The organism is Mycolicibacter sp. MU0083, from assembly GCF_963378075.1.
GTDB lineage: Bacteria > Actinomycetota > Actinomycetes > Mycobacteriales > Mycobacteriaceae > Mycobacterium > Mycobacterium kokjensenii.
This window is the reverse complement of record NZ_OY726394.1, coordinates 2339130-2350722: the sequence shown is the minus strand read 5'-3', so window position 1 is coordinate 2350722 and position 11593 is coordinate 2339130. Positions and strand designations below refer to the sequence as shown.

Sequence of the window (11593 nt, the reverse complement as noted above, 5' to 3'; positions counted from 1 at the left end):
CAGTGAGTAAAGGAGACTGCTAGTGCCGCGCCGCACCGACCTGAGCCACGTCCTGGTGATCGGCTCCGGGCCGATCGTGATCGGCCAGGCCTGCGAATTCGACTATTCGGGAACCCAGGCCTGCCGGGTGCTGCGGGCCGAAGGCCTGCAGGTGAGCCTGGTCAACTCCAACCCGGCGACCATCATGACCGACCCGGAATACGCCGACAACACCTACGTCGAGCCCATCACCTGGGAATTCGTCGAGAAGGTGCTGGCTCAGCAGGCCGAGCGCGGTAACAAGGTCGACGCCCTGCTGGCCACCCTCGGCGGGCAGACCGCGCTGAACACCGCGGTCGCGCTGCACGAGAACGGGGTGCTGGAACGCTACGGCGTCGAGCTCATCGGGGCCGATTTCGAGGCCATTCAGCGCGGTGAGGACCGCCAGCAGTTCAAGGACATCGTCGCGCGGGTCGGCGGCGAGTCGGCCCGCTCGAGGGTCTGCTACACCATGGCCGAGGTCGAGGAGACCGTCGCCGAACTGGGCCTGCCGGTCGTCGTGCGCCCCTCCTTCACCATGGGTGGCCTGGGCTCCGGGCTGGCCTCCAGCCTCGAGGAGGTGGCCCGGATGGCCGGCGACGGCCTGGCCGCCTCGCCGACGGCCAACGTCTTGATCGAGGAATCCATCTACGGGTGGAAGGAATTCGAACTCGAGCTGATGCGCGACGGCAACGACAACGTCGTGGTGGTCTGCTCGATCGAGAACGTCGACCCGATGGGTGTGCACACCGGTGACTCGGTGACCGTCGCCCCGGCGATGACGCTGACCGACCGGGAATACCAGAAGATGCGCGACCTGGGCATCGCGATCCTGCGCGAGGTCGGCGTCGACACCGGCGGCTGCAACATCCAGTTCGCGATCGACCCCAAAGACGGCCGGCTGATCGTCATCGAGATGAACCCGCGGGTGTCGCGGTCGAGCGCTCTGGCCTCCAAGGCCACCGGCTTCCCGATCGCCAAGATCGCGGCCAAGCTCGCCATCGGCTACACCCTCGACGAGATCGTCAACGACATCACCAAGGAGACCCCGGCCTGCTTCGAGCCGGCGCTGGACTACGTCGTGGTCAAGGCGCCGCGCTTCGCGTTCGAGAAGTTCCCCGGCGCCGACCCGCGGTTGACCACCACCATGAAGTCGGTGGGCGAGGCGATGTCGTTGGGCCGCAACTTCATCGAATCCCTCGGCAAGGTGATGCGATCACTGGAGACCGACCGCGCCGGGTTCTGGACGAAACCGGATTCCGAGGGCACCGTCGCCGATGTGCTGCAGCGGCTGCGGGTTCCCACCGAGGGCCGGCTCTACGACATCGAGCTGGCGCTGCGGTTGGGCGCGAGCGTCGAAGAAGTCGCCGAAGCCTCCGGGGTGGACCCGTGGTTCGTCGAACAGATCAACGGCCTGGTGGCGCTGCGCGCCGAGGTCGTCGACACCCCGGTGCTCGACGCCGACCTGCTGCGCCGCTGTAAGTACAGCGGTCTGTCGGATCACCAGATCGCGGTGCTACGCCCGGAACTGGCCGGCGAGGATGGGGTACGGCTGCTGCGGAACCGGCTGGGTATCCACCCGGTGTTCAAGACCGTCGACACCTGTGCGGCGGAGTTCGACTCCAAGACGCCCTATCACTACAGCACGTTCGAGCTCGATCCCGCCGCCGAGACCGAGGTGGCACCCCAGCAGGACAAACCCAAGGTGCTCATCCTGGGCTCCGGGCCCAACCGGATCGGCCAGGGCATCGAATTCGACTACAGCTGCGTGCACGCCGCGATCACGTTGAGCCAGGCCGGGTTCGAGACCGTCATGGTCAACTGCAACCCCGAGACGGTCTCCACCGACTACGACACCGCCGACCGGCTCTACTTCGAACCGCTGACGTTCGAGGACGTGCTGGAGGTGTACTACGCCGAACAGCAGTCCGGGCAGGGCGGTCCCGGCGTCGTCGGCGTCATCGTTCAGCTGGGCGGGCAGACCCCGCTGCGGCTGGCCCAGCGCCTCGCCGACGCCGGAGTCCCCATCGTCGGCACCAGCCCGGAGGCCATCGACCTGGCCGAGGACCGCGGTGCGTTCGGCGACGTGCTGACCGGCGCCGGGTTGCCGGCGCCGCGCTACGGCACCGCGACCACGTTCGAGCAGGCCCGCAAGATCGCCGCCGACATCGGCTACCCGGTCCTGGTGCGGCCCTCCTACGTGCTCGGTGGCCGCGGCATGGAGATCGTCTACGACGAGGAGACGCTGCACGGCTACATCACCCGGGCCACCGAGCTCTCACCCGAGCACCCGGTGCTGGTCGACCGGTTCCTGGAAGACGCCATCGAGATCGACGTCGACGCCCTGTGCGACGGGTCCGAGGTCTACATCGGTGGGATCATGGAGCACATCGAGGAGGCCGGCATCCACTCCGGCGACTCGGCGTGCGCCCTGCCGCCGGTGACCCTCGGCCGCAGCGACATCGAGAAGGTCCGCCGGGCCACCGAGGCCATCGCGCACGGCGTCGGCGTGGTCGGACTGCTCAACGTGCAGTTCGCCCTCAAAGACGATGTGCTCTACGTCCTGGAGGCCAACCCGCGGGCCAGCCGCACGGTCCCGTTCGTGTCCAAGGCGACCGCGGTACCGCTGGCCAAGGCGTGTGCCCGGGTCATGCTGGGCGCCAGCATCGCCGAACTGCGCGGCGAGGGCCTACTGGCGAGCACCGGGGACGGTGCGACGGTGGGCCCGCACGCGCCGATCGCCGTCAAGGAGGCGGTGCTGCCGTTCCACCGGTTCCGCCGCGCCGACGGTTCGGGCATCGATTCGCTGCTGGGTCCGGAGATGAAGTCCACCGGTGAGGTGATGGGTATCGACCGCGACTTCGGCACCGCGTTCGCCAAGAGCCAGACTGCCGCCTACGGGTCGCTGCCGACCCAGGGCACGGTTTTCGTGTCGGTGGCCAACCACGACAAGCGTTCCCTGGTGTTCCCGGTCAAACGGCTCGCCGACCTGGGTTTCCGGGTTCTGGCGACCGAGGGGACGGCGGAGATGTTGCGCCGCAACGGTATTCCGTGCGAATTGGTGCGCAAGCACTTCGAGGAACCCAGCGGAGATCAGCCGCTGCAGTCCGCGGTCGACGCGATCCGGGCCGGTGACGTCGACCTGGTGATCAACACCCCCTACGGCAACTCGGGTCCGCGGGTGGACGGCTACGAGATCCGTTCGGCGGCGGTCGGCATGAACATCCCGTGCATCACCACGGTGCAGGGTGCGGCCGCCGCGGTACAGGGCATCGAGGCCGGTATCCGCGGCGACATCGGGGTGCGGTCCCTGCAGGAGCTGCACAGCACCCTCGGCGGGCAGTAGTGACCGCCGGGTTCGGCGCTCGACTGGCCGCTGCGACGGCGGCCCGCGGGCCGCTGTGCCTGGGCATCGATCCACACCCGGAGTTGCTGGCCGCCTGGGGGCTGCCGGCAACGCCGGACGGGCTGGCCGCGTTCAGCGAGACCTGCGTGGCGGCGTTCACCGGATTCGCCGTCGTCAAACCGCAGGTGGCGTTCTTCGAGGCGTACGGATCGGCCGGTTTCGCCGTGCTGGAGCGCACCACCGCGGCGCTGCGTGACGCCGGGGTGCTGGTGCTGGCCGACGCCAAGCGCGGCGACATCGGCACCACGATGGCCGCCTACGCCGCGGCCTGGGCGGGGGAGTCCCCGCTGGTGGCCGACGCGGTCACCGCCTCGCCCTACCTGGGCTTCGGATCGTTGCAGCCACTGCTGCAGACGGCGGAGACGCACGGCCGGGGGGTGTTCGTGCTGGCCGCCACCTCCAACCCGGAAGGCGCGAGTGTGCAACGTGCCCGGGACGCCGACGGTCGCACGGTGGCACAGGCGATCGTCGACGCGGCGGCGGCGGCGAATCGGGCGGCGGGAGCCGCGCACGGCTCGGTCGGTGTGGTGGTCGGGGCCACCCTGCGCGAGGTGCCCGATCTGAGCGCTCTGGGCGGCCCGGTGCTGATTCCGGGCATCGGGGCCCAGGGCGGGCGTCCCGAGGACCTGGCGGGCCTGGGAGGGGCCGCTTCGGCCACGTTGCTGCCGGCTGTCTCCCGTGAGGTACTGCGGGCCGGCCCGGACGTCGCGGCGTTGCGGGCCGCGGCCGAACGGCTGCGTGACGCGGTGGCCTACCTGGCCGCCGGATAGCCGACCCCCGGCGCCGGTACTACGCGGCGTAGTTGTAGCCGGCGCGACACGCGCGACACGCCGTGAGGTGCGAATTCGATCGCAATGCGGACCGTCGGCGTCCGCGGTGGTGCCGATATCACCGGCCGAGACCGCCGGAATCGACCAGTTGATGAGGCAAAACCTCAGGTGAAGGGCGTTTTTTGCGGTGCGTGCGGAATGCGGCGCGGACTCGGCGACGAACCGGTGCGACGCGGCTTCGGGTGGGCCGGGCCACCGCGCGGAGACGTCACACGCTGGGCATATGTAGCCGGAAACGGGGGGTGGGGTTAGATTTCGTCAGACGGCGTGGGTACGGTCGTCGTCTCTGGTCGGAGTGCCCGACCGAGACAAGGAAAACATCGACGCTGTCGATGATGACGAGACGGAGGAATCGTGGCCCTTCCCCAGTTGACCGACGAGCAGCGCGCCGCCGCGTTGGAGAAGGCGGCGGCCGCGCGTCGGGCCCGAGCGGAGCTCAAGGACCGGCTGAAGCGTGGCGGCACCAATCTCAAGCAGGTGCTCAAGGACGCCGAGACCGACGAAGTCCTGGGCAAGATGAAGGTTTCCGCGTTGCTGGAGGCGTTGCCGAAGGTCGGCAAGGTCAAGGCGCAGGAGATCATGACCGAGCTGGAGATCGCGCCCACCCGCCGCCTGCGCGGCCTGGGCGACCGGCAGCGCAAGGCGCTGCTGGAGAAGTTCGACTTCTCCTGATCCGGCAGTGAATACCGGTGGAGGGCCGGGCAGCACGGGCGCGGGACGCGTCGTGGTGCTGTCCGGCCCGTCCGCGGTCGGTAAGTCGACGGTCGTCCGATGCCTGCGCGAGCAGGTACCGGACCTCTACTTCAGCGTCTCGGCCACCACCCGGGCCCCGCGGCCCGGGGAGGTGGACGGGGTCGACTACCGATTTGTTACGCCGGCCGAGTTCGACCGGCTGATCGAAGAAGACGCCCTGCTGGAGTGGGCCGACATCCACGGCGGCCTGCAGCGCTCGGGTACCCCGGCGGCCCCCGTGGCCGACGCCACCCGGACCGGGCGCCCCGTGCTGATCGAGGTCGACCTGGCCGGCGCCCGGGCCATCAAGAAGGCGCTGCCGGAAGCCCTCACGGTGTTTCTGGCCCCGCCGGACTGGGAGACGCTGGAGGCCCGACTGTCCGGTCGCGGCACCGAATCGGCGGAGGTCATGCAGCGCCGACTGGCCACCGCCCGCACCGAGTTGGCGGCCCAAGGCGACTTCGACGTGATCGTGGTCAACAGCCGATTGGAAAAAGCCTGCTCAGAATTGGTATCCTTGCTGGTGGATACCGTACCGGGCGCGGTCTGATCTACCCGGACGACAACCAGCAGGCGTGATCCGTCCCAACCACACGCGATCCGCTCCAGCCACATGAGCCCCAGGAGACTGTCTTAAATGAGTACCTCGCAGGCCGCTTCGGCGGTGGCGACCGACGCTGACGAGTTCGACCCGGCCTTGATCGGCGGCTACGACACGCCGCTGGGCATCACCAACCCGCCCATCGACGAACTGCTGCAGCGCGCGTCGAGCAAGTACGCCCTGGTGATCTACGCGGCCAAGCGTGCGCGGCAGATCAACGACTACTACAACCAGCTCGGCGAGGGCATCCTGGAGTACGTCGGCCCGCTCGTCGAGCCGGGCCTGCAGGAGAAGCCGCTGTCGATCGCGATGCGCGAGATCCACGGCGACCTGCTCGAATACACCGAAGGCGAGTAGCCGGAGCCGGGCAGGAGCGGGTCATACCGATGGGCCAGAAACGGGTCGTCGTCGGTGTCGCCGGAGGCATCGCCGCATACAAGGCGTGCACCCTGGTCCGGCAGCTGACCGAGGCCGGGCATTCGGTCCGAGTGGTGCCGACCGAGTCCGCACTGCGGTTCGTCGGTGCAGCCACCTTCGAGGCGCTCTCCGGCCACCCGGTGCACACCGGTGTTTTCGAGGACGTGCCCGGTGTTCCCCACGTCGCGCTCGGCCAACAGGCGGACCTGGTGGTGGTGGCACCGGCGACCGCGGACCTGTTGGCCCGCGCGGTCGCCGGCCGCGCCGATGACCTGCTGACCGCGACCCTGCTCACCGCGCGCTGCCCGGTGCTGTTCGCGCCGGCGATGCACACCGAGATGTGGCTGCACCCGGCCACCAGAGAAAATGTGTCGACGTTGCGATCCCGCGGTGCGGTGGTGCTGGAGCCCGCGTCGGGCCGGTTGACCGGCGCCGACACCGGCCCCGGTCGGCTGCCCGAGGCCGAAGAGATCAGTGCCGTCGCGTCGCTACTGCTGGAGCGCTCCGACGCCCTGCCCTACGACCTGGCGGGCCAGAAGGTGCTGGTCACCGCCGGCGGTACCCGGGAACCGATCGACCCGGTCCGTTTCATCGGTAACCGCAGTTCCGGCAAGCAGGGTTACGCCGTGGCCCGGGTGGCCGCGCAACGCGGCGCCGACGTCACCCTGATCGCGGCGCACACCGCGGGCCTGGTCGATCCGGCCGGTGTCCACATGGTCCACGTCAGCTCTGCCCAGCAACTGCACGACGCGGTGTCCAAGCACGCGCCCGAGGCGCACGTGCTGGTGATGGCCGCCGCCGTCGCGGATTTTCGTCCGACCCAGATGGCGCAGGCCAAGATCAAGAAGGGGCCCGACGAAGCGGGGGACCCGACGATCGAACTGGTCCGCAACGACGACGTGCTGGCCGGCGCGGTCCGCGCCCGCAGCGAGGGACAGCTGCCCCGGATGCGGGCCATCGTGGGCTTCGCGGCCGAGACCGGCGACGAGAACGGCGACGTACTGTTCCACGCCCGGGCGAAACTGCGCCGCAAGGGCTGTGATCTGTTGGTGGTCAACGCCGTCGGCGACGGCAAGGCGTTCGAGGTGGACCACAACGACGGGTGGCTGCTGGCCGCCGACGGCAGTGAGTCCGCCCTGGAGTCCGGGTCCAAGACATTGATGGCCAGCCGCATCGTGGATGCGATCGGGGCCTTCCTGCGCGGGCAGCGTGGATGAGGGCACTGATACGGTAGCCAACCGGGGGGTGTGCTGCAGGCTGGGCGGCGCTCAGGAGACAGACGATATATTTCCCGGTCTAACTGTTTTATGTGCCTAGGAAGCACGGAAGGGTGACATTGTGAGCGAAAAGGGTCGGCTGTTCACCAGTGAGTCGGTGACCGAGGGACACCCCGACAAGATCTGTGACGCCATCAGCGACTCGGTGCTCGACGCACTGCTCGCCGACGACCCCCGCTCGCGGGTAGCGGTCGAGACGCTGGTCACCACCGGTCAGGTGCACGTCGTCGGCGAGGTCACCACCAGCGCCCGCGAAGCGTTCGCCAACATCACCAACACCGTGCGCGAGCGCATCCTCGACATCGGCTACGACTCCTCGGTCAAGGGCTTCGACGGCGCGACCTGCGGTGTCAACATCGGCATCGGCGCGCAGTCGCCCGACATCGCCCAGGGCGTCGACACCGCCCACGAGGCGCGCGTCGAGGGTGCCGCGGACCCGCTGGACTCCCAGGGCGCCGGCGACCAGGGCCTGATGTTCGGCTACGCGATCGCCGACACCCCCGAGTTGATGCCGCTGCCGATCGCGCTGGCCCACCGGCTGTCGCGGCGGCTGACCGAGGTCCGCAAGAACGGCACGCTGGACTACCTGCGCCCGGACGGCAAGACCCAGGTCACCATCGAGTACGAAGACGACGTCCCGACCCGGCTGGACACCGTGGTGATCTCCACCCAGCACGCCGAGGGCGTCGACCTGGTGAAGACCCTCGACCCCGATCTGCGCGAACACGTGATCTCCACCGTGCTCGCCGAACTCGCCCACGAGACCCTGGACTCCTCGTCGACCCGGGTGCTGATCAACCCGACCGGCAACTTCGTCGTCGGCGGGCCGATGGGTGACGCCGGCCTGACCGGCCGCAAGATCATCGTCGACACCTACGGCGGCTGGGCCCGCCACGGCGGCGGCGCCTTCTCCGGCAAGGACCCGTCGAAGGTCGACCGCTCCGCCGCCTACGCGATGCGCTGGGTGGCCAAGAACATCGTCGCCGCGGGCCTGGCCCAGCGCGTCGAGGTCCAGGTCGCCTACGCCATCGGCAAGGCCGCCCCGGTCGGTCTGTTCATCGAGACCTTCGGCACCGCCACCGTCGACCCGGTCAAGATCGAGAAGATCGTGCCCGAGGTCTTCGACCTGCGCCCGGGTGCGATCGTGCGCGACCTGGACCTGCTGCGCCCGATCTACGCGCCGACCGCCGCCTACGGCCACTTCGGTCGTACCGACATCGACCTGCCGTGGGAGCGCCTCGACAAGGTCGAGGACCTGCAGCGCGCCATCTAGTCGCCCTCGCAAGCAGACACCAAGGCCCCCTTTTCCTCCGGGAATCGGGGGCCTTGGTGTCTGCTCAGCGGTGAGATCCGCCCGGTCCGGTAACCTGCGGGCAATGGAGATCTCCTGCGCGTTCGCGACCTCATCGGACACTCCCGCGCACACGGAATTGGCGGAAGCCCTCGGCTATCGGCGAGCCTGGCTGTACGACTCGCCGGCGCTCTACCCGGACGTGTGGATGGTGCTGGCCCGCTGCGCCGAACGGACCTCCCGGATCGGTTTGGGCCCGGGCGTGCTGGTGCCCAGTCTGCGCCATCCGATGGTCAACGCCGCCGCTATCGCCGAGCTGGCCGGCTTGGCGCCCGGGCGCGTCGCGGTGGCCATCGGATCGGGCTTCACCGGCCGGTTCACCCTCGGCAAGCGACCGATGCCCTGGCGCCAGGTCGCCGACTACGTGCGCTGCCTGCGGGCGTTGCTCGCCGGCGAAACCGCGCAGTGGGACGGCGCGACGATCCAGATGCTGCACCTGCCCGGTTTCGGGGCGCAGCGCCCGATCGAGGTGCCGATCCTGATCGGAGCCGACGGGCCCAAGGGACTGGCGGTGGCGGCCGAGCTCGGCGACGGGGTGTTCTCCGCGGCGCTGCCGCAGCCCGATGCGGTGCAGGTGGCCGATTGGCGTGCCCTGCTGTCCTCCGGCACCGTGCTCGAGGACGGCGAAGATCTGAGTGCGGAGCGGGTGATCGCGGCGGCCGGGCCGAGCGCGGTGATGCTCTATCACGCCACCTACGAACGTGCCGGCGCCGAGGTTGTCGATGCGCTGCCCGGCGGGCGGGCCTGGAGGGAGGCCATCGAGGCGTGCCCGGAGTCCGATCGGCACTTGGCCATCCACGCCGGACACGCGGTGGCGGCCAACCCGCGCGACGAGCCGCATGTGGCCGACCTGATTCCGCTGGCCAGTGCGGCGTCGCTGATCGGTACGGCCGAGCAGATCGCGGAGAAGATCGCGGGCTTCGCCGCCGCCGGGGTCACCGAGATCGCCTACCAGCCCGCGGGACCGGACATCCCGCGTGAACTGCGCGCCTTCGCCGCGGCCGCCGGCCTGTCGGCTTAGGCGCTGAACCGGTAGTCGTCGAGGTCGAAGCGCCGGCTGCGCCAGTAGGCCTCGACCGTGGTTGCGGGCCGCAGCGGGACGTCGCCGTTGCGGTCGAAGTAGTAGCTGTTGGCGTGCCGGCAGCTGTCCTGCCAGAACACCTGCCGGTGCCGTTTGCGCATCATCTCCGCGAAGTACCGGTCGTTGGCGGCTTCGGAGACCTCGATACGGGTGGCGCCGGCGCTGCGGGCGCGCTTGAGGCACCGCACGATGTGATGGGTCTGGGCTTCGACCAGCGCGAAATACGACGACCCGACGTAACCGTACGGGCCGAAAACACTGAACATGTTGGGGAACCCGGGAACACTGACGCCCTCGTAGGCCTGCAGTCGGTGTTCGTCCCAGAACCGGCTCAGCCTCTGCCCGCCGGTACCGGTGACGGCGAAGGTGGGGATGTTGTCGCTGTCCATCACCTTGAACCCGGTGGCCAGGATCAACACGTCGACGTCGTGGGCGGTTCCGTCGACGGTGACCACTCCGTCCGGGGTGATCCGGTCGATGGGATCGACCACCAGCGTCACGTAGTCGCGGTTGAACGTCGACAGGTAGGTGTTGTGAAAGCCCGGGCGTTTGCACCCGACCGCATAGCGCGGGGTGAGCCGGTCCCGCAGCACCGGATCGTGGACCTGCCGGCGCAGATACGCTCGCCCGGCCGCCTCCATCCGCTTGGCCAGCGGAAACACCGTGAAGTACTGCGCGGCGATGGGGAAGGTCGCCTCCACATAGGCCTGACTGGCCAGCCGCTGCAGGGCTTTACCGCCCGGAATCTTCATCGCCCAGCGAATCGGCGCCGGCAGCGGCACATCGAATTTCGGGAAACACCAGATCGGGGTGCGCTGAAAAACAATCAGCGAGGAGACCTTCGGCGCGATCTGTGGAATCACCTGCACCGCCGAGGCGCCGGTGCCGATCACCGCGACGCGTCTGCCGGTCAGATCCTGCGAGTGGTCCCAGCGCGCGGTGTGGATCGTCACCCCGGCGAAGGTGTCGACACCGGGGATGTCGGGCAGGTTCGGGGTGGTCAGTACGCCGCTGGCGTTGATCAGGTACCGGGCGGTGATGGCGCCCGCGGGGTCGGTCTGCACCCGCCACCAACCCCGGTCCTCGTCGAACTCCGCGGCGAGCACTTTGGTGTCGAACCGTATTCGCGGGCGCAGGCCGTACTTGTCGACGCAGTGTTCGGCGTAGTTCTTCAGCTCTCGGCCGGGCGCGTAGGTACGTGACCAGTCGGGGCTCTGCTCGAACGAGAACTGGTACGAGAACGATGGAATGTCCACGGCGATACCGGGATAGGTGTTCCAGTGCCAGGTGCCGCCGACACCGTCGCCGGCCTCGACGATCAGATAGTCGCCCATCCCGGCACGATCGAGGGCGATCGCGGCACCGATACCGGAGAAACCCGCGCCGACGATCAAGACCTCGTGGTCGGGCTGTTCGGTCACGGTCTACTCCTCGTCGCGGGTGTCGATCGAATTCGACGGTAGCGCGCTGTGCAGCCCAGCGGGGTGGCGTTACGGCGATTCCGGGGGATGCAGACGCCACGGCGGATTCTTCCGTGCGTTGCCGGCGTGAAACAGGCACAGTCGGTGGCCGTCGGGATCGAGCAACCGGGCCTCGCGCCACAACCACGGCATGTCGGTCGGCGGCCGGCTGAACTCGACAGAGCCCCGCAGCCGCCGATACTGCTCGTCGAGGTCGTCGGTCTCGAAGTAGATCGTCACCTGTTCACCGGCCGAGACACGTTCGACGCGTTCCACGGAGAAGGTGCTGTCCCCAGCGGGGCATTCGAACCGGAGGTAGTCGTCGGTCTTGACGATCAGCCGCAACCCCAGCAGCACATAGAACCGCTCGGCGCGGTCCAGGTCGGTGCTGCCGACGGTGATCTGGTTCAGCCGCATCGG

General features: G+C 69.0%; 10 protein-coding genes. 8 read left to right on the top strand and 2 right to left on the bottom strand.

Going from position 1 to position 11593, the window contains the following annotated elements; translation table 11 throughout:
• Window positions 1-22: 22 nt before the first annotated feature.
• The 8 genes from carB (at window position 23) to RCP38_RS10760 (ending at window position 9653) form a co-directional block, all read left to right on the top strand.
• A complete protein-coding gene (carB, locus tag RCP38_RS10795; RefSeq protein WP_308472969.1) occupies window positions 23-3364 on the top strand; it encodes a carbamoyl-phosphate synthase large subunit in 3342 nt (1113 codons plus the stop codon).
• On the top strand, window positions 3364-4194 hold the full coding sequence (gene pyrF, locus RCP38_RS10790; protein ID WP_308472968.1) for an orotidine-5'-phosphate decarboxylase: 831 nt from the start codon (window positions 3364-3366) through the stop codon (window positions 4192-4194). Before carB ends, pyrF begins: the two co-directional genes overlap by 1 nt.
• A 414-nt stretch (window positions 4195-4608) precedes the next feature.
• Window positions 4609-4926 carry an integration host factor, actinobacterial type gene (gene mihF, locus RCP38_RS10785; protein ID WP_003932123.1) on the top strand — a complete coding sequence of 106 codons (318 nt, stop codon included), beginning with the start codon at window positions 4609-4611 and terminating at the stop codon, window positions 4924-4926.
• Window positions 4927-4933: 7 nt separating this feature from the next.
• Complete coding sequence (gene gmk, locus RCP38_RS10780) at window positions 4934-5536, top strand: guanylate kinase (protein WP_308472967.1); 603 nt, start codon at window positions 4934-4936, stop codon at window positions 5534-5536.
• A gap of 87 nt (window positions 5537-5623) precedes the next feature.
• A complete protein-coding gene (gene rpoZ, locus RCP38_RS10775; RefSeq protein ID WP_308472966.1) occupies window positions 5624-5944 on the top strand; it encodes a DNA-directed RNA polymerase subunit omega in 321 nt (106 codons plus the stop codon).
• A 29-nt stretch (window positions 5945-5973) separates the two neighbouring features.
• Window positions 5974-7221, top strand: a complete 1248-nt coding sequence (gene coaBC, locus RCP38_RS10770) for a bifunctional phosphopantothenoylcysteine decarboxylase/phosphopantothenate--cysteine ligase CoaBC (protein WP_308472965.1) — start codon at window positions 5974-5976, stop codon at window positions 7219-7221.
• 121 nt (window positions 7222-7342) lie between these two features.
• On the top strand, window positions 7343-8554 hold the full coding sequence (gene metK, locus RCP38_RS10765; RefSeq protein WP_308472964.1) for a methionine adenosyltransferase: 1212 nt from the start codon (window positions 7343-7345) through the stop codon (window positions 8552-8554).
• Window positions 8555-8657: 103 nt separating this feature from the next.
• A complete protein-coding gene (locus RCP38_RS10760; protein ID WP_308472963.1) occupies window positions 8658-9653 on the top strand; it encodes an LLM class flavin-dependent oxidoreductase in 996 nt (331 codons plus the stop codon).
• Here RCP38_RS10760 and RCP38_RS10755 read toward each other — a convergent pair.
• Complete coding sequence (locus RCP38_RS10755) at window positions 9650-11134, bottom strand: flavin-containing monooxygenase (protein WP_308472962.1); 1485 nt, start codon at window positions 11132-11134, stop codon at window positions 9650-9652. The genes RCP38_RS10760 and RCP38_RS10755 overlap by 4 nt on opposite strands.
• Window positions 11135-11203: 69 nt before the next feature.
• Window positions 11204-11590, bottom strand: a complete 387-nt coding sequence (locus RCP38_RS10750) for a VOC family protein (RefSeq protein ID WP_308472961.1) — start codon at window positions 11588-11590, stop codon at window positions 11204-11206.
• Window positions 11591-11593: the final 3 nt, after the last annotated feature.